Annotated in this window: 12 protein-coding genes; 1 reads left to right on the plus strand and 11 read right to left on the minus strand. The window is 62.6% G+C overall.

Annotated elements, in window-relative coordinates; all coding sequences use genetic code 11:
• Positions 1–9 precede the first annotated feature (9 nt).
• Both PGC08_RS17740 and PGC08_RS17745 read right to left on the minus strand, forming a co-directional pair.
• Positions 10–1,104: an EpsG family protein gene (locus PGC08_RS17740; RefSeq protein ID WP_125178437.1), complete on the minus strand. Its 1,095-nt coding sequence runs from the start codon at positions 1,102–1,104 to the stop codon at positions 10–12.
• Entirely contained in the window at positions 1,101–2,507 is a 1,407-nt protein-coding gene (locus PGC08_RS17745) for a polysaccharide biosynthesis tyrosine autokinase (RefSeq protein ID WP_125178438.1), read from the minus strand. Before PGC08_RS17745 ends, PGC08_RS17740 begins: the two co-directional genes overlap by 4 nt.
• Positions 2,508–2,798: 291 nt before the next feature.
• Here PGC08_RS17745 and PGC08_RS17750 point away from each other — a divergent pair, with 291 nt between their 5' ends.
• Positions 2,799–4,040: a lipopolysaccharide biosynthesis protein gene (locus PGC08_RS17750; protein ID WP_271709037.1), complete on the plus strand. Its 1,242-nt coding sequence runs from the start codon at positions 2,799–2,801 to the stop codon at positions 4,038–4,040.
• A 48-nt stretch (positions 4,041–4,088) separates the two neighbouring features.
• Here the strand turns inward: PGC08_RS17750 and PGC08_RS17755 are convergent, their stop codons facing one another.
• The 9 genes from PGC08_RS17755 to PGC08_RS17795 all read right to left on the minus strand — a co-directional run bounded on the left by PGC08_RS17755 (position 4,089) and on the right by PGC08_RS17795 (position 19,255).
• Positions 4,089–4,694 carry an arsenate reductase/protein-tyrosine-phosphatase family protein gene (locus PGC08_RS17755; protein ID WP_271709038.1) on the minus strand — a complete coding sequence of 202 codons (606 nt, stop codon included), beginning with the start codon at positions 4,692–4,694 and terminating at the stop codon, positions 4,089–4,091.
• The gene (locus PGC08_RS17760; protein ID WP_271709039.1) at positions 4,691–6,343 is read right to left on the minus strand and encodes a polysaccharide biosynthesis tyrosine autokinase; all 1,653 of its coding nucleotides are present in this window, start codon (positions 6,341–6,343) and stop codon (positions 4,691–4,693) included. The genes PGC08_RS17755 and PGC08_RS17760 overlap by 4 nt, the downstream gene beginning before the upstream one ends.
• Positions 6,344–6,521: 178 nt before the next feature.
• Complete coding sequence (locus tag PGC08_RS17765) at positions 6,522–7,145, minus strand: arsenate reductase/protein-tyrosine-phosphatase family protein (RefSeq protein ID WP_125178442.1); 624 nt, start codon at positions 7,143–7,145, stop codon at positions 6,522–6,524.
• Positions 7,142–8,236 (minus strand): sugar transferase, encoded by a 1,095-nt coding sequence (locus tag PGC08_RS17770; RefSeq protein WP_271709040.1) that lies wholly within the window; start codon positions 8,234–8,236, stop codon positions 7,142–7,144. The genes PGC08_RS17765 and PGC08_RS17770 overlap by 4 nt, the downstream gene beginning before the upstream one ends.
• Before the next feature lie 205 nt (positions 8,237–8,441).
• Complete coding sequence (locus PGC08_RS17775) at positions 8,442–11,126, minus strand: helix-turn-helix transcriptional regulator (protein WP_125178443.1); 2,685 nt, start codon at positions 11,124–11,126, stop codon at positions 8,442–8,444.
• A gap of 241 nt (positions 11,127–11,367) precedes the next feature.
• Positions 11,368–12,612 carry a hypothetical protein gene (locus tag PGC08_RS17780; RefSeq protein WP_271709041.1) on the minus strand — a complete coding sequence of 415 codons (1,245 nt, stop codon included), beginning with the start codon at positions 12,610–12,612 and terminating at the stop codon, positions 11,368–11,370.
• Between the two features lie 60 nt (positions 12,613–12,672).
• The gene (locus tag PGC08_RS17785; protein ID WP_125178445.1) at positions 12,673–13,755 is read right to left on the minus strand and encodes an ATP-grasp domain-containing protein; all 1,083 of its coding nucleotides are present in this window, start codon (positions 13,753–13,755) and stop codon (positions 12,673–12,675) included.
• A 254-nt stretch (positions 13,756–14,009) separates the two neighbouring features.
• Complete coding sequence (locus PGC08_RS17790; protein ID WP_271709042.1) at positions 14,010–16,667, minus strand: LuxR family transcriptional regulator; 2,658 nt, start codon at positions 16,665–16,667, stop codon at positions 14,010–14,012.
• Positions 16,664–19,255 carry a LuxR C-terminal-related transcriptional regulator gene (locus tag PGC08_RS17795; protein ID WP_271709043.1) on the minus strand — a complete coding sequence of 864 codons (2,592 nt, stop codon included), beginning with the start codon at positions 19,253–19,255 and terminating at the stop codon, positions 16,664–16,666. The genes PGC08_RS17790 and PGC08_RS17795 overlap by 4 nt, the downstream gene beginning before the upstream one ends.
• Positions 19,256–19,705: the final 450 nt, after the last annotated feature.

Genomic DNA, 19,705 nt, shown 5'->3' on the forward strand with positions numbered 1-19,705 from the left:
GCGCAGGCCTCAGGTGTTGAGCAGCTTGTCCATTGCGCCGATGTACTGGCTCCAGCCGAGGAAGGCGATCATGAGCCCGACACTTGCCAGTCCCTGTCTCCACCCTTTCAGACAGAGCACCGGGATCGTCACGATCAGCGGCACAATCGACCAGGAATAGGCCGCGACCCTGTCGCTGTAGTAGACGAAACCCAGTGCCAGGTAGTACGTGTTGAGGATGATGAAGGCGTGGAAGAGCTGTCGGTACCAGTCCGGCAGGCCATCGATCTTCCGCAGAACGACATAGCCCATCACCAGGACGCAGAGGCCGAGGATCCAGAAGTCCGGTCTGTTCGTGCCGCCCGTGTACAGATCTGCGTTCTCAGGATCGGTGTAGGTTTCGAGTTCTTCCGAGCCGGAGGCGAACGGCGCCAACAAGGTCGCGTTGAGTCCCGTGAGGAACAGCAGGGAGAACACCACCCACACTCCCACGAGGAAATTGGTGGAGGCCTTCGGCAGAAACCGGATACCGAGGAGCAGCAGCGCCGCAGGAATCGCCGACCAGTGAAAGAGGGACGCAATGGCCAGCCACACGAGTGTCTGCCACAGGCGGGCGTGCCGACAGATCGAGACCAGAGCGAGCAGGATGAACAGCAGAGACAGTCCCTGCCGCAGCAGATAGCTCGAATACCCGGTGAAGAAGCCGAAGCAGAAGGTGATGTAGTAGACGACGGTCACCTGCCATGCCGACCGCAGCAGCCAGAGCAGTGCGAGGGCGAGCACGATCGAGCCGATCAGGGCAATGACGAAGAAGTAGACCCGCGGGTCGTGAGTGAAGAGACCGATGAGCCAGCCCAGCAGCAGGAAGGCTGGTTCGCGACCCTCACTGTCATAGGCGTAGAAGACCTCGCCGGTGGGCGCGAAGCTGAGGATCTGGAATTCCGTCGAGTAGATCGCCTTGTCGGAGATGTCGTAGTTGCCCAAGGCCGCAACGATGGTGTTGATCAGGATCAGCGAGATCAGCGGAAGCAGAGCATTGCTCCAATGCCGCAGCTGCGGGACTCTCCAGCTCAGAACGAGCATGAGAACCCAGACAGTCGTCAGGCCGAACCAGATGGCGATCATGATCGTTTCGTGCCGCCGTCGTAGCCGATCATCGGCAGAGCAGGACTCGGCAGCTCGGACTGAATTCCGTAGGTTCGGTTTCGGTCGGCCTCCGCCGCGGAGAGTTCGGACCGGTTCAGCACGAGACCGATCGGAGCTCCCAGTTCATCCAGAGCCCTGACGGATTCTGCGACGGCGCGAGACTTCACCCGTCCGGCGCCCGCAACGAGAAGGGTCCTGCTGGCCAGTCGGGAGAGGATGAGTCCGTCTGCCACAGGCAGCAGGGGCGGACCGTCGAGAATGACGAGGTCGAACCTGCCTGCCAGTTCGGAGACCAGTTCTGCCATTGCACGGGTCTCGAGCAGCTCCGCGGGATTGGGCGGAATCTCTCCGGCCGTGAGCACACTGAGATCATGATCACCCCAGGTCTGCAGGAGCTCACTCAGGTCGAGGCCCCCGACCAGGGCAGTCGTGAGACCGGCCGCATTCTCCAAGCCCAAACGTGAGGCGACACTCGGTCGTCGCAGGTCGGTATCGACGAGGACGACACGCTGCCCGGCCCGAGCGCTCGCGATGGCCAGATCGACGCTGAGCGTAGTCTTGCCCTCCCCCGCCTGGGCCGAGGTCATGAGGAGGACGGTGCTCTCCTCGTCGACGTGGGCGAAGCGGAGATTGGTTCGCAGCCGCAGGATCGACTCACCGCGAACGCCGGAGATCGCGGGCCCGCCCCTGGCAGACTCATGAACGATGGCGCGATCTTCCGGAACCGATGCCATCAACGGCGCCGAGGTGATCGCCGCCAGATCGTCCTTCGTCCGGACGACGCTGTCGAAGGTTCCACGCACAATCGCAATGGCGATGCCTGCCGCCAGACCGAGCAGTGCACCGATGGGTGCGAAGACCCAGGTGGGCAAGCCGTCTGACGCTTCCGGGACCACTGCTGCATTTGCCTCGATGAGGTCGATGGCAGCCGTATCGGTCTTTCCCGGGTTCTCGAGCATTCCGATCCTCTCCGTCAGACTGCGAGCCACTGCAGTCGAGAGCCGAGCCGCGCCGTCGGCGTTCTCGGCCTGAGCCTGAACGGTGATGAGCACGGTCTCCGGGTCGCTGAATGCTTCAACCTGACCGGCCAGCGCTTCGGGAGTGGTGTCGAGTTTCAGATCTGAGACGACCGGCTCGAGGACGGATTCGCTGCTGACCATTCCCACATAGGTCTGGATTCGCTCCTTGATGAAGTCCGAAGCCATGCGCATCTCATAGGGATCGCCTGAGGTGGGCACCGACACGAACAGCTCGGTGCGCGCTGTATACGTCGGCGGGAGCACGGTCGAGACCCCGAAACCGCCCAACCCGCCAGCTATGACGGTGAGGATGAGCAGCACGATATGACGGCGGAGGAGGGACAGAAATTGCTGGAGTTTCATCAGAGATCAGCTTCAGTCGGGCCGGAGAACCGGCAAGAGATGACATCGCAGCTCTGCTCGATGTCCGGGACTCGTTCTCGCGCTCTCAGCCTAGTGAGACTTGCTTCAGGAAGGACCCCTTCCCGTCCTTGACTACGGTTCCCCGCGAGGGAAGCACGGAATACCGCACATGTCAGTGGTGCATCCGCAATCCGGCAGCGAAGCCCACCACGGAACCGCAGGCGGGGACCATACTGGAAACCGGCGCTCGCCATTCCGAGGCCGCGCCCACAGTCAAGGAGGAACCCACCGGTGCACAGCCCCCGATCCTCCTTTGCGGTGGTCACTTTCGGCAATGTCGCGGTTGCCGGCGCCCAGTGGTATCTGGTGTGGCTGTTCGCTCAGCAGAGCGGACCGATCGCCGTCGGCCACTACTCCACGCTGATCGCGATGATGACACCAGTCTTCATCGCCACGCAGCTCGGTCTGCGCAACCTCTTCGTCACTCTGCAGCAGACTGTGCGCTGGCGCATCTATCTCGGCTGCCGCCTGTCCACCGTCGGCCTGTCAATCCTCATCATCACCGGGCTGGTCATCTTCGGGCCCGCTCAGATCCACTCTGCTCTCGCGTTTCCCCTGCTCATGATCAAGGTCAGCGATTCGATCGGTGATCTCTTCTATGCCCGACTGCAGAAGACCGAGCGTCTCTTCACCTTCGGTCTCATCCTCCTCGGCGTGGCCACAGTCAGCGCAATCACGGTCACCGTGGTGATCCTCTCAACCGGGTCAGTCGTCACCGCACTGTGGTCTGCGGCCGTGGTGTCTGCCGCGGGCACGGTCGTCACCATCTGGGTGGCTTCGGCCAAACCGCCCGAAACGCCTGAGGCGATAGAGTCTCGGACCTCGGTGCGCGAGGAGATCCGTGCACTCATTACGGCCGGCGTCCCGATGTCTCTGATGCAGGGTGTCTATTCCCTGCTGTCCTATGTGCCGCTTGCCGTGGTCGCCTGGTTCGGATCACCCAGCGACGTCGGTCGCTACGCTTCGGCCGCTTACCTCGTCGTCTTCGCGAATCTGGTGGGCGCGTCAATCGAGACGGTCGTCCTGCCTGCCTTTCGCACCATCCACGACGGCGACGGACCCGTGGTGCTGCGACGCAGAGTGAAGCGGCTGTGCGCGATCGCTCTGACCAGTCTTGTCCCCTTCGTCGTGCTCGCACTGTTCATCGGGCCGTGGCTGCTGTCGACCATCTACGGCGCCGACTTCGTCCTCTCCCGAGAAGCCGTGCTCTTCCTCGCCCTGGCGGCCCTCTGCACACTGCCGACCTATCTGGCATCGGCGAACCTGCTTGTCCTCAACCGCTATTGGGCGACCTTCTTCGTCGGCGCAGTCGCGATCGGCACTGTTCTCGCAGGCGGTGGGATCGCCGGCATGGCCGGAATGTCCGCTGTGGAAGCAGGCTGCCTCGCGGTGTTCATCGGCTCTCTGACACGACTGCTGGGCGAGTTCTACTGCTCCCGACCCCGGCTGGAGTCATCGCCGGTTACTCTGTGATCGGGTTCTATGTGGTCGGTGGCACGGGGCCGGAGAACGGGCATCGCTTCAGGCTCGGCCGAGGCTGCTGTTCCGGTACTCCCAGTCGACCATTTCGTACACGCTCGGGAGCATCTGGTCGTTCATCACCGGGCTGATTAGGTCCCAATCATCGTGCGGATCGACAACATCGTCGAAGTCCGGTCCGCCGGGAGCCGGCATGCGGGAACGCTGTGCCAGAGCGACCAGGTTCTCCCAACGCTGTCGAGTCGTGGAATCGTCGCGCCCCGAGAGGGAATGGATGATGCGAGCGAACTCCCGCAGTGTGAAGGTCCGTCTGAGCGCACGCGGTTCAAGAGTCACCACCTGGCTCCGGTGCCACCGTTCCATGCCGATCACCAGATCCGCGTTCGCGACATGGGCCGGCTGCAGACGCTTGGCGCGAAACTCGCTGAGGTCGAAACCCCAGTCTGCCGCCAGGGACTGCACATCGTCGGTCGCCCCGGCCCCGACCACGCCTTCGGTGCCCGCACTGTCGAGGGCGAATCGGCCGGGGGCGATTTCGTCGAGCCCCTGTTGGAGGAGCCCAGCGGCCAGCGGCGAACGAAAGAGATTTCCGGTGCAGACGACGAGGACTCTGAATTGGTCGGTCGGAGACTCACTCCCGGTCGTCACTGCTCCGCAGTCCGCTCTCCGGCCCCGATTCTCCTGGGTGAGTCGCCTGTTCCCGAGGCTGGCTGATCGGCTTCTCGGACAGCACTGTCGGAGCGTGCGGTGAGGCGTCCGGTTCCCCCGGTGCGCTGTGCTCTCCGCCGAGTCCGGCTTCCGGGCCAGACTCGAGGTGTGCGTGTGGACTGCTCGGCGCCGAGCTCTCCCGGCAGCCATCCGACCGGTTCCCTAACGTCGGTATGAGGTGGCTCTTCTTCCCTGCTCGTCGTACCGCGACCGGAAGCGGGTGGCAGACTGGCAGCCGACTGCCGCGCCGAGTAGGTCTTCGTGTATCCGGTCAAATCGGAATGTCCCAGAGGGACCTTGTTGACGACGAGGCTGAGCGGAGTGTCGACCACGGACAGATCGTTCAGCGCTTCCTCCAGCTCATTGCGTGACGTCTCATTCACCGCGATGACGTGGATGATCCGACCGGCGATCTTGGCCAACAGCAGCCCGTCCGCGACAGGAAGCACCGGTGGGCAGTCGAGGATGACGGTGTCGAAGTCATTGCGCAGAACAGTCATGAGAGTGGACATCGATCTCGAGTCAATGAGTTCCACCGGATTGGACACCTTATCGCCGGCAGTCAGCACATAGAGTTCGTCATGCCCCCACGGCTGCAGCAGATCGTGGACATCGGCCGTGCCCAGGAGTGCGGTGGTCAGTCCTGCCGAGTTCTCAAGGCCGAGCCTGTCGGCCACGGCGGGCTGGCGCAGGTCGACATCGACCAGCACCACTCTCTGCCCGGACTGCGCCAGCGAGATCGCCAGATTCACGCTGGTGGAAGTCTTCCCTTCGGAGGGCACCGATGAGGTGACCTCGATGACGTTGTTCGCGTCCTCGACTCGTGCAAATCGCAGGTTGGCTCGCAGGCGTCGAATTGCCTCTGCATAGGGAGAATCCTGATAGCTCGCTGTCGGCTCCGGATGCGCCGAGGATTCGTTGCGAACCGGTACCGAGGCGAGGATCGGCGCAGCGGTCACCTCGCGGATGCCTGTGATATCGCGGATCTTGGAGTCCACTGCGGAGCGGAACAGCGCAATTGCGATACCGAGTGCCGCCCCCAGGAAGATTCCGATTGCCGCGCAGAGCCACCGGGCTGGTCCGCTCGCCGTCGAGGGGACGCTCGCATCGTTGGCCACAGCCAGCCGAATACCCGACTGTGCCTTGCCGTGACGGGATTCGAGATCGGTGATCGTCGTGGTGAGGCTGTCTGCCACTGCCTCCGACACTCGAGCGGCTCCTCCGGGTGTCGTGGCAGTCGCGCTGACGGTGAGCAGCACGGTCCCATGATCGGATGAGGCCGACACGTACTCAGCCAATCTCTCGGGGCTGATCTTCAAGTCCAGATCGCGGATCACGGGCTCGAGCACAAGGCGGGAATCGGCGAGATCGACATAGGTTCGCAGCCGTTCCTGAACGAAGGCGGACGCGATCTGCTTCTGGTCCGGGTTCGCTGCCTCGACTGTGGATACAAACAGCTCGGTCTGCGAGGTGTACTCATCCGGGAGCAGGAGGTAGACGCCGACACCACCAAGACCGCCTGCTGCAATCATCACGATCAGCAGGACGATGTTCTTCCGCACAATCCGCATAAAGTCGATGATGCTCATCTCGGGTCCAATCAGGTCTGAAGGGGAACAGCTGCGGTGATGTTTGGCCCCAACTGTACTGTCGGCGGCGGCAGAACGGTCGGTCCCGTCACCGACCTTGCGGCCTCCCGCAAAGACCCTGCGGAGGCATTGGTCTCCCACCGACTCACCTCTGGGAAATTCGACCAGACCCGGCCTCTCAGAGACTGCGGTCGGGGGCACATCCCTGTACTTCCCATTCGCGAATCACGTCGATCGCGGAGACGATCTGGGTGTTCATCCGTTCGTATGCCCGTGCCGGACGATTGTGCGGATCGATGACATCATCATCGTCGGCATCCCCTGGTGGAGGGGTTCGATATCTGGGTGCAAGAGCGACGAGGGACTGCCACCTCCCTGTCGGCGTTGCCAGCTCCTCGGGGCGCACGGTGGGAAGGATGCGTGCGAACTCGCGCAGGGTGAACGTGGTCCGCAGCGCCCGCGGACTCACCTTCACCACCTGGCGTCTGAGTGCCCTGTCCATGACCAGGATGAGATCGGCTTCAGCGATCATCGCCTCATCAAGCTGGCTGACGACGAATCCGTGCAGACGAATTCCCCGGCGCGATGCCAATCTCAAGACCTCCACCGCAGCTGGGCGCCCAGGCGTGACATGGGTTCCCGCGCTGCGCACGGTGAACTCACCCGGCGCCTCGGTGTCGAGCTCATGCTGCAGCATCCGGGCTGCCAGTGGGGAACGGCAGATGTTGCTCAACCCCACGACGAGGATCCGAAATCCTGTGGGCATCACTGCCCAGTCTCCGTTGACAGCTGCGTTCGTCATTGGCTTGCGTCCGCTTTCGGCAGACTCTGCATCGCCGATCTGCCTCGATCAGCGTCGGCGAACCTGTCGGCATACGCGCCGGCATACGTGTCGGCGGAGGAGGCCTCATCCGGCCACAGCCTGCAGACGGCAAGAATTCGGTCTGCCGATGGAAGGTGTCCGAATTTCAGCTGTTCGTCAGGGTCTGAAGTCTCGTAGAACCCAGCTTCGACCAGAACCGAACGATCCACGCTGTCGGCGGACATGGCGCACACTGCGAATTCAGCCTCGGTGGCTCGAGTCCGGTTGGTCAGGAGTCTGACGATCTCTCGCCGCATCTCGATCTCCGGTGCCGCCTCCGACCAGTCGTCGAAGCGGATGAGCAGCGTCTTCGCGTTCACGACCGACATCTCACAGGATCCGATCGCCTGGCCTGCTGTGCTGCTCACTGCCCACGTCGTCATGGCCTCGGTCCGGGTGCGCTGTTCGAACACCAGCAGGTCCGATTTCAATGTGCCGCCGAAGTTCTCCGCCGTCACCTCACCGTCTTGGCTGATGCCATCTGCGCGTAGGACGATTGCCACTGTTCGCAGGAGTATGCGCAGGTCAAGTCCGAAGCTCAGGGTATCCACGTATTCGACGTCAAGGTCGAATCTGTCATCCCAGCGCACACGATTGCGGCCATTGACCTGTGCCATTCCGCTCAGTCCTCCGCGCACCTGGTGTCGACGTCGCTGCTGATCCGAATAGTGAGGCAGATAGCGGGTGGGAAGCGGTCGCGGACCGATCAGGCTCATGTCTCCGCGCAGCACATTCCACAGACTGGGCAGCTCGTCCAAGCTGCTCGAACGCAGCACCCGACCGAACCGAGTCATCCTCTGTCCATCGGAGACAAGGCCGCGCTCGGGATCGGCATTGAGCATGCTGCGAAACTTCCACAACCGGAAGACCCGTTCGCCCTGCGTCACGCGCTCCTGGGTGAAGAACATCGGTGCCCCGAGGAACAGTAAGACCAAGACACCAACGACGGCGAAGACCGGCGCCAGCACCAGCAGAGCGACCAGAGCGCCGAGGATGTCCAGCAGTCTCTTGATGACGTGATATCCGATCATCTCGGCACTCCTTCAGGCTGCGGGACCGTGCATATTGCTGCGGTGCGGGGACCCTGTTCAGGGCTGAAGCTCGTTTCGTCGGTCACCATGATGACGCACTCCTCACTCTCTTCCGGTTCTCAGGCTAGGCGCGCGCGAACGCGCTTCCACTCGTCTTGCTGCAGGCTTGCGGGAGACCGTCGAGTTCCTGCGGTCACCGTCGACTTCAGGCCACGGGAAGCCCGGCGCCGTTCGCCAATCGAGCGATGAGTCCGGTCCGCGAAGTGACGTCGAGTTTTCGGTACACAGATGTCAGTCGCAGTTCCACCGTGCGCAGAGAGACGAAGATCCGCGGTGCGATCTCCCTGTTCTTCAGACCTTCTCGAACCAGCTCAACGACGGCTCGTTCATCCGCACTCAGCTGGTCAAGCAGACTGTTCTGCGCCGGCTCCGCCCGAGCCTGTGTGCGCTCAGGTCCGGCGGTGCGGGCCAAATGGCTCGAACCGACTTCACGGAAGATCGCCACCGCCAAACGTGCTCGTTCTGCGGCACCGCTGTGAGCACCGAATTCGGTAAGACGATTGGCCATCACCAGGAGTGTCACTCCCTTGTCGAATTGGGAGTCATCGGGCCTCCACGAGCCGAGCAGCCGCCCCATGGCTTCGAGCCCGGCAGGCTCGGGGAGCATGATGATGCGCGAGCGTTCCAGAGCGAGTTCGGCCCAACGAGACGGCACCCTCTCGACTCTGCCGTGGAAGACACGGACCAGCATCCCCGCATGTTCTCGTCGCCCTGTGGCGATCAGAGCCTCGATGAGATCCGGTTCGTAGCGGATGATGTTCGGGTTAAGCTCGCTCGCAGCCAGCTCTTCGCAGCGATGCAGATGGCGCACCGCCTCGGCGGGAAGTCCCATGCGCAGCAGATAGTTGCCCTGGATGGCGTTGAGTTCGGCCAGGAGGTTGAGATTCTGAGAAGCCGTGGCGTGCGCCGTCACCGCTGCTTCGACCTTCTCCGCATCACTGGCACGTCCCTGTGCCAGGAGGCTCCAGCACTGCAGCAGGAGCAGACGGTCCCGTCGGATCGCCCCACCGGAACCAGCAGGGGTCGCGCATCGGTCGATGAGCGCAATGGCCAGACCGATATCTCCTCGGCGAATCGCGATCTCGGCGCGCACACACTGCGAGTGTGTTTCCCAGATGGTTCCCCGGACGTCTCCGGCGTCCAAACAGTCCAGCGTGGCAAGAGCCGAATCGTAGTTCTCGGCGACCATCAGGCCCATGGACAGCAGGAGCAGACCGACAGGGTCTGATTCCTCGGCCGCGTCGAGAGCCCGGAAGTCCTCCACAGCGCGACCGTCACGCCCCCGACCACATTCGAGGAGGACATCCAGGGACCGGTGCAGTCGCCGTGTTCGGTCGTCGAAGTGAGCGCTGAGTCCGTTTGCGGTACTCAGCAGCTCCTGTGCTTCGGCGTTTTCTCTCCTCAGCACATGGCACAGTGCGATGACCAGCTGCAGATGCGCCACTTCGGCCGGCGCCGCCGCAGCTTCGCTGCGACTCCACTGGTTGCGCAGGCGCAGCGGGACGCACTGGTGGGCGAGGAATTCGGCCCACACACCCAGCGTGCGAGCTCGGACGAGGACTCTCGCGTCGGTGCTGTGGGCAGCGTGATTGAGATAGCGCAGGGCGAAGTCGATGCGTCCGCGGTCGATCAGACAAGCAGCCAGAGTATTCAACTGTGAGGAGACTGCCCCCGGGTCCATGCAGAGTGCAAGGGCGCGTTCGGCGAATTCGATGCCGGCCCACTCCAGTCCCAAACGAACCAGCTCGCTGGCGTCCGTGAGCAGTTGGAGCGGCGTCTCATCCGTGGCATCGGTGAAGGACCGGTGCCAGCGGTGGAGCTCGGGGTAGGACCACTCGCAACGCTGCGCCAGCAGCGAGTGACCGGCCAGACGCTCATCGATGCTCATGGCCCGATGCCGGCTGGCGCGGGTCAGTTCCTCCGAGATGCGGCAGTACATGCCGTCTTTCTCGACGGTGCCTCGTGCCTCCAGTTCCGAGAACCACTCCTGTGCCCTGCCAGCGTCTCCGAGCAATGCAGGTCGCGGGGACAATGGGGCCAAGGACATGAGTCCCAGCAGCTCGTCAGCGGGTGTGCCGAGTCCGGACTTCTCCGCCGAGACCATCTGCTCAGCATTCGGTCCCAGGCGCAGCGGCAGGTCCATAGCCTGCGACCCTTCCAACTGATTCGACGGCAGGCGTTCGAGCAGCTGAAGCAGAGCAGAGGGTCGTCCCGAGGCCGTGCGCACAGCAACGTCGGCGACTCCCGCGGCAATGCGCCCGCCAGTCAGGTCGTCCGCCAGTTCACGCATTCGGCTCTGGCTCAGGTGTCGCAGCTCCACTGCGGGGACTCCGGCCAGCGGACTGTTCGGAGACAGTGCACCTGTCGAGACCGCAAATTTCAGCCTTTTGCCTGCCATGCGCCGCAGCATGTGGCCGAGAATGACCTGTGAGGAATGATCCATATCATCGGCCCCCGGCACTATGACCAGAGCGCCCTGTTCCGGTTCCAGGCCGCTGATCAGTCGAGTGACTTCGTCTGCGATGGCCGGAGCCGAATCCGGGTTAACCGAGTTCTCTGCTCGCAGTCGGCGCTCGAGCTCTGTGGAGTCGAAGCCTCGCAGCCTGAGGGTGCGCAGGGAGGCCAGTACGATCTCCAGGCCTGCATAGGCCCGGACGAACTCGGTCTGGCCGTTGGGAACCCGGATGGCGGGGACAGTCGACTCGGCTTCCAGCGCTGTGAGCATCTCATCACCGCCCAGTCCCGGCGGGCTGATGACGGCTGCTGCGCTGTGACGATCGAGGAGGTTGCGCAGCTGATCGAGCTCGGCGCGGCGAATCAGCGCGTGCATCGCGTATCCCGGGCAGTAGCAGAAGCTTCGTCAATTCTCGGCGGCTTTCGCCACGACCTGTTGTTGTCCATGCCCTCATGATTCCGCCGCCGAGGACGCCCAGACAGGGGGTCATGCCCGGACATGTTCCGGTCAGTACTCAGTCATGTCAGAGACAGCACTGGTTCCTCTACTCAGTCGTTTTCACCAGCCGTTGTCGAGTGTGCGAGGGCCGCCCTTGAGTCGCGGCCGCTGCTGAGGACTAGGCAGGTGGAGCGTCGGCTGACGGCGGCTGACCAGCCGCCCACATATTGCCGTTGAGGTAGTCCTCGACTCCCCCAGGACGTCGCACCATCGTCAGCGAATTCTCGTCAAGGACATAGACCGCCGGCTGAAACTCGATGAACGAAGAACCGTAGGTCATGGTGTATGCACCGACTCGCCGAAAGACGATTCTGTCTCCCTCAAGGAGTTTCGGAGAGTCCTTCAACACCATCAGCCTGTCGTCTTCCATACATGTGAAGCCGGCGAGCACCTGTTCAGGATGGCTTGTACCCTGAGCGGCTTCGGTGGCGATGTCGTACGAGGCCTGCTTGCGAAAGAGCGGATCGATATCGGTCCTGCTCGTATCCGTGATGACGAACCGCTGCGGCCCGATGTCCTTGGTGTCGAGCACCTGCGCGTGCAGCTCCACCGGAGTGGCGATCACGGAACCCCCTGGTTCGATGACCAGCCGAGTCCGGCGGGGATCAACGACGGGCTCGAGCTCTGCGCGGATGCAGGAGATGTAGTCAGCGAACATTGTGGTGTCGTCGAGACTCCCGAAGAAGCCCCCGCCGATATCAATCCAGTCCAAATGAAGGTCAAGCGTCGAGATGATCTCGGCCGCGACTCCGGCAGCAGCCTGATAGACCTGCAGACTTTTGGTTCGAGAGTTCCGGTGCATGTGGAGACCGACGACACTTGCGCCGGCATCGGATAGCCGTGAGATCACCGCCTCGAGGTCGCCGTTGGTGTAGTCGAAACCGAACCGGCTCCTCTCACCGACCACAGTGCTCTCCCCCGGGCACAGTGCGTCGAGGTCCCAATTGACTCTGAGACCGACTCGCACATCCAGGCTCGGGTCCTCGGCAGCCAGCTCGGCCGCCCACCTGACTTCCCTGTTCGAGTCCAAGTTCGTGAGCGACCCGTTGCGCAATGCCGCACGGAGGACTCTCCTGCTCTTGATGGGACCGTTGTACACGATCTGGTTCGGTTCGTAGCCGATTGCGCAGGCCAGCCTGTATTCGGAGTCCGAGACGACTTCTGCCCAGATACCCTGCTGTTTCATATAGGTCAGAAGCCACGGCAGAGAGTTCGTCTTCACGGAATACGACATGACGGAATTCGGCCAATGCTGTGCCAACGCATCCTGAAAGCGATTGACCAGAATGTCGAGCGCAGATTTGTCGATGACAAAGGCCGGTGTCGGCGGACCTGTGATCCGTGGATGTTCTGTGGAGTTCATGGCTGCCTTCCTCATTGAGTCTGGATGTCGTCGCCGCTGTCGCAGCATCGAGTGCGCCGTCTAGGTGTGTTCCATCACGGCGGAGAAGTCGGTATCCGCCCTCGAACCGCGTGAGGTCACACGGGTTTCCTGATACTTGGCGGAGACGACGCCCGCCTCGTACTGATTCCATCCCTCGCCGATGGGGATCCCGAAGACCTGGCCCGTGTAGTAGAGCGGCACGTCTGCACCCGCCAGGTGCACGAAAGGATAGCCGCCCCCGAAACGAGGATTGATATCGATGACGGACACCTGTCCCGCGTCGTCGAGGAACATGTCGACATCGATCAGCCCAGCCAGCCCTGCAGCTCGAGCGATCTTGCCCGAGGCGTCCCGAAACGGCTCGGGGTCAACGGTGACGGCCTTGTCGGTCTCGCCGGCGCGCATCCGCAGCTTGCGGCGGGCAAACACTCCGGAGAGCGAACCCTCTTCCACCAGGCTGGAGACGATGTCGACACCGTATTCACTGCCGGGCGCTTTGGGTTGCACGATGACATCATCCCTGGGATCTGCCCTGCCGATGCGAGGCGGAACGCTCTTGGCCGAATTGGCAACAGCCTCGCTGATCCCGACGGCAGATGCCACTGCCAGGCCGGAGGAACGACTGCCGAATCGGTGTTTGACGACGAATTCGTCGCTCCTCGCCGCGGTCGTGAGGAGCTCGTCCAGATCACTGCCCCTCACCGTCCTCGGGGTGGGGACGTCAACGTCTGCAAGCATCTGCGCCATTCGAAGTTTGTCTGCGCAGCCGATCTGCCACGCGGCAGAGACGCCGGGGACGAAGACACCACGCTCGCGCAGAGAGTCCGCGATCCCCGTGTTCACATGCAGCTGCATCAGCTCGTAATCGTTTGCTGAGAGGAAGAGCCTTGGCTTGACCTCATCGGCCAACCGCAGAATCTCAGCGCCGTAGTCGGGATCGGTGTATCTGGGCAGCAGCCGAGTCTCGTCCCCATAGGAGGCAGCGGCGCTCGACGGATCGTTCTCGGCGACGATGATCCTCCCCTTCAGGCCGAGCGTGGAGAACGCATCACGAAACCAATCAATGAGATAGAGGCGTCGGCCTGCAGAGCCGATCACAATAGTCGCAGTTTCATCTGTCAATTCGCCCTCCTGAAATCGTCGTCCCGCGCAAAGGGGATTACTGGGAATTCATTTCGCGCCGAATTGATTTGCTGTCAAAAAGCCACAGAAATTCGCCCGAAATTATTCACCCTGGTGCCAACTCACATTAGCGTCACTACATTCATCGGCAGCGTGAATTTCGATATCTTTGCGGTTTCCCGAAGGAGCTTTGCGAGCCGTCTCGCCCGCTCGCGATTCGACCACACCGAGATGGCCTCCTGCACGGTGCGACACTATGAGCGGTCGGTCTCCTGCTTCGCCGTTCCCAACGCCTCGATATTCAACCTCGCCACGGCCTCTGCCACCTGATGACGGCGTGTGACTCCGAGCTTTCGGTAGAGGCGATAGGCGTGGCCCTCGACCGTCCTCACTGCTGCTCCGAGCAGAACCGCTATTTCAGCGTTCGACTTGCCCTTGACCAGGAAACCGCAGATCTCCCGTTCCCGCTCTGTCAGTTCGACGGACAGGTCATAGGAACCGCGTGAGAGAGGTGCGCTGCCTCGATGGTTGAGACGCTCCCTTGCCAGCTGCACGCATCGGGCGGCGATGTCCGGTGCAGACGCCCGCTGCGTCTCGGCGAACCTCAGCAGCGCCGCAGCATCCTTCGACCACAGCGCCTCTCCCACTGTCCCGAGGAGCTGGAATGCGCGCCCTTCACCCAGTGTGGAGAGACGACGCATCTCTGCGACATCGACCTCTCCAAGGTGGCGAAACAGCAGTGAGCGGATCTGTGCCGAGAGCCCGAATTCCTGCTCCCTGTCTGCATCTTCGAGCAGGTGCCGCAGCTGCTTCTCGGATTCCGGATCGGAGGTGCGCAGCCACCGAGAGATGAGAGTGAACACCAGCGCCCGCCTGGACTCAACATGCAGTCCGGAGGATTCCAATTGAGCGAATTCGGCGTCGAAGTCCTCTGCAATATCCGACTCTCCGCTGAGCGTCGCGATGTACTGCGCCACCCCCAGTGCTGGGACGAGCAGAGAAGACTGATTCCAATGGCTCAATGCTTCGACACCAGCACGCGCCAAACGCAGCGAGTGGTCCAAGTCGCCCTCGAGCAGTGAAACCTCCGCCGCCATGATGTCGCTGGTTCCACTGTGTGCCGCGATATGAGCGATATCGCTCGTCTGCGGCAGCTGCAGAGAACGACGAGCTGCGTCCAGGTCGCCCAGTTCCATCAGCACTCGCGCCTCGAGCACTCTCAGGACCATGGAGCCCATTCCCACGGCGGGAAGCTCACGTTTCACCAGCGCTAGGACTTCGTGGGCCTTCCTGGCTCGCCCCTGCTCCAGGTCACGGGATGCACAGATGAGCGCCGCTCCCATGCGATACACGTGGGGCAGGGAAGTATCGAATGCGTGGGAGCGCAGCAGATCTGCATCCGGAGGTTTGTCACTGCTCGCAGCGGACCAGATAGTCTGCAGCACCGTCCTCGCCGTCGCATCATCGAGGCCTTCCGCGGAGAAGCGTCTCGTCGTCTCCTGGTCGCGGTTCGTCTCGTTCTGGTGGCACGACTCGTCGTCGCTGCAGTCGATCTCGCCCGCGGCAATCCTGTCGAGCGCCGCGGTGAAGTCGGCAACCTCGAGCGCCACTGACCGGTGGGTGACCTGGCGGTTGGCCCACAGAACGGCAGCGGTGACGACGAGCCCCGGGCAGCACGCTTTGTGCAGACTATGGGCAAGGAGATCGAGGCCCAAGGCGACCTGCCCAACGTTGCAGTAGAGACACGCCAGCTCGTAGAGATCCGGGGCAGCCAGACGAGCGATCGGAACATCCGCCATGATTCGCAGAGCCCGATGCCACTCGCCTGTCTCGATCGCTGTCATCGCGGCATCGACGACCTGCTGCTCGTCCACGGCAGCGCCACACCCCAGCGCCCATTCCGTTCTGAGCATCCGAGAGCGTCTGCTGGGATTGTCCGGATAGTCGCGGACCATGCCGTACCATCTCCGGCTGCGGCCGATCGGCGCACTGTAGCGAATCGTCTCCGAAGCGTGATGCTCTCGTGCAATGTAGACGCGAGAAGTGCCTCCGACGATGCGCAGCTCATCGACATCAACGAGACGGTCCGCTGCCGAGCCGAGTCCGGCGGTGAGCATGAGGTCGATGTCGATCTCGCCTGCCATGACGACCAGTTCGAGGGCTTCCTTCTCCTCTGTCGAATACTGATCGAGGTCGATGCGAGCGAAATCGCGCGCTCGGACATCGAAGTCGATGTCGAGACCGTCGAGGACGAGAACCCCCTTTCGCATCAGCAGGCGGTTCTGCCTCCGGCAGTATTCGAGGAGTTCCAGCAGCTTTCCGGGGTTGCGCCTCGAGTGGAAGTCGACGATGTCGAGGACCCCCTGAGCGGCGATCCCGCCGAAGCTGTATTCGACTGCGGCGCGCATGTCGTTCGTTGTCAACGGCCCCAGCACCATCTGCGCAAGCATCTGCTCGTCGACCAGGTCGGCGAAGGGCCAGAACTCACCCACCGCCGAATGTCTGGTCATCGCCACAAGCTTGATCGTGCCGTCGGCCGCGAGCTGCGACAGCATACGAACGCTGTGTTCGTCGAGATAGTGGGCGTCGTCGACGAACACGGCGGGAATCTGCGCACCCCCGGTGACCGCCGCGATCACACGACCGATCAGACCACCCGGCGCGTCGAGATCAACGATCATCCCGAAGACCCCGAAGGGGGTCTCACTGAGCACCCGGTCAGCGTGCAGCCAGGACTCCTTCCCACCTCGGCGACGGTGGACCTCTCTTCCCAGGCGCGTCTTTCCCATGCCCACATCGCCTTCGATGAGGATGCCGACTCCGGAGGAATCGGTCAGCGATTCCTCAATGGCTCGAAGCTCGTCTTCGCGGCCGAAGATGGGTGGGCTCCGATACAGCTGCCGCTGAGTCATGCCAGACTCCGCGCGATCCCCTTGAGTTCCTGCCGGTCTCTGACGTGCAGGCGCCGATAGAGACGACCGAGGTGCCACTCCACCGTTCGCACCGAAAGATGCAGCCGGTCGCCGAGCTCCAAATTGCTCGCGCCCTCGGCCACGCCGTTGATCAGCTGCTTCTCCATCGTGGTGAGTATCGCCGACATGTCGGCGCCCCCGGCGTCGAAGGTGATGGTGCGCAGGCTCGAATCCAGCAGCATCCGAGCTTGCTTGATCGCAGCCTGGTTGCCGTTCTGCACGGCTCTGTCGCGAGCAGAGCGTGCCAGATCGGCGCACATCACAATGGCCCCGAACTTCAGCGCCTCGTCCGCGGCGGCAATGACCGATTCACCATCGTCACCTGAGCGAGTCTTCGCCACTGCCGATGCCAGGCGCCCCAAGTTTCCGTCCACGCTCTCTGCCGATCCGGGCAGATTCAGCTGCGCTGTTGTGCTGCCGTGCCGACTCGCCTCCATCCAGGCATAGACGGCAAGTGCGTGGGCACCGCGCTCTGCGGCTTCTGCGCCGAGGCGGCACAGATCGTCCGCGTGCTTCGCCGGGTTCGTCAGCGCATGGGACTGGAGTTCGAGCAGGTCGGCAAGATAGTCCTGGCACCAGTCATAGTCGGCGTCGGGCAGACCCTGCGGCTGCGACGTGGCACCTGCGACGGAATTGCCGTTGCCTCGTTCATGTCGTCGGAAGCGGGCAATGCGATCGTCGACCGAGGCTGACGATGCGCGCCTGTTCGACGTCTCGCGCATCTGCAGCAGCCCCTCGGCCAGGTGCAGAGCAGATTGCATGATTTCGCGCCCGTCTCCACGCTGGGAGTCTTTGGCCACAACCCGGCTGAGAGTCTGCCGAGCCCGCGTGAAGTGGCCGGTCCACAAGTCGACGAGAGCCGCGACAGGAACCGAGCCTGGCTGCACTGCACCTATCCGCTTCGCGGTCGAACGTGCGCGTTCCCATTCTCCTGCCAGATAGAATCCGATGAAGATTTGCGGCACCGAGTCTTCGACTTCGAAGCTCGTCGTATCCGGCAGGGCGAACATCATCTCAGCCTGGGTCAGATACTCAAGACCGCGTTCGATTCGGCCGCACATGATCTCCACCTGGCCGAGCAGAGAGCAGGCGCGCTGCCGATGTCGAGGCAGGCAGCTGCGATTGCGGAAGACTCTCTCTGCCAGTCTCCGCCCCTCGTCCAATCGTCCTCCGCGGACTTCGAAGTGGGCACGAGTGACGTCCAATCGACCGGTGTCGACAGGACTTCGCAGTCGTTCTCGAATCCACTCGGTACGCAGGGTGCGAGACTCACGCGGGTCGGTCAGCCTCAGCTCGAGGCACGCCAGTCGTGAGAGATACCTGTCGGAACCCTCGCCTACCTGCGGAGAGGAGATCAGACGGTCAACGATGTGCTCCGCCTCAACGGCATCTCCTCGGCCCCGCTCGGCGCGCGCCAGCTCCAAGTAGATCTCCGGATCCTCAGAATTGGAGTCGCGCAGCAGTTCGATCGCGGCGGTGTAGTCACCTCGCTCATTCGCCCACATGGCAGCCCCGAGGACCTTGACCTCATCCACTGGGACTCCCCAGTTCTGCGTCCATCTCACCTGACCGAACAGCGCGGCCCCGACCAGTGGCGTCGTCTCCAGAACCGGGGTGATGTCCCTGAGCAGCTGCAGGCTGTGCGACGGTTGGACACCGTCGCGCAGGCTCTGAGCGACCGCAGGTTCGACCACCACCACCTCGGCGTGCCTGCCTCTGGTGATGCTGATGATGCCGCGCTCGGCAAGATTGTCGAGGAGCTCAGGCTCGCACAGGTTCCGCAGCGCCTCATACGGCAGCGCCCCGGCCATCGCGATCATTTCGAGAATTCGCTTCTGCTCCGGCAGCACATTCCACAGTGCCCGATGATCGGCGCCGCGACGAGAAGAGGCGCTCGAAGCAGCACCGACGATGAGCTTTCTCAGCATGCGTGGGTTTCCCTGCGACTTCCGGCGGTAGTCTGCAATCGTCCTGTCATCGAGCTCGCCTCCCGTTTCGCGAGCGATGGCGGCGATCGCCGTCTCGTCCAGGCCTTCCAGATCCGTGCGGACCATCTTGCCCGCAGTCCACAGCGCTGCCAGCAGATCGACCGGAGGCCTGATCGTTTCGGCGGCCGCGACCAGTCTGATCCGACCGGCCGCGGCCAGTTGGGCGATGATCGAGAGCGAATGCTCATCGACCCGATCTGCATTGTCGATGAGCACGACAGGTGAGTGCTCCCGCTCGAAGATCCGACTCATGATCGACAGTGCGGCACCCGATGCGATCTCATCGGCCTGTTCGCCCTCGCACGAGAGCAGAACTTCGAAGATGCCCAGTTTCCTTGTGGCGATCAGGTTCGAGCCGCGGAATCGGAAGACCGGCACATCCGGGTCCAGGTTCGCTGCTACGCCGTTGATGATCGTGGTCTTGCCCATTCCGGAGGCGCCGATGACCAGCACTCCGCAGATATGAGGATCCGCCAGGAACCCGGTGATCTCCGCGATCTCTGCGCGGCTGCCTCTGGCAGCGGCGCGTGCTGAACGCACCGGTGCAGCATCTGATTTCACAGCGCCACGCTCACCTGTCCGGCACCCATGCCCGCACCAGGTGCATGTACCGATACGCGGGCGCTGCGTTCTACGCGCGCAGAGGGCAATGACGTGGGCGCAGCAAGACTTCGGAGGCCGTTCGGAACCCGTGCAGTCAGTTCACCACAGAGTATTCGTCGACGGAGTCCGAGGAAGGTCTCACGCGATTCTCCATTGAATGCGCGATCGTTCTGGGACACGATATTCATCCCGTTCACTTCTCTCACAGAGGGCATATTGGGCGGGTATAGGAGGAGAGCCACTCGATTATGCGAAAAACAGTTTATTTCTTTCAGCCCAAATTCTTCGGCTGAAGGGGAGTGTCCTTCCGATACTAGAACCGCTTCATTACTGGTCCTAGATCCAGCACGTTACTGTTAAGAAAACGTAACATTCGCAGTGACCGAA

The sequence above is a fragment of the Brevibacterium sp. BDJS002 genome, from assembly GCF_028201555.1.
GTDB classification, from domain to species: Bacteria; Actinomycetota; Actinomycetes; order Actinomycetales; family Brevibacteriaceae; genus Brevibacterium; species Brevibacterium aurantiacum.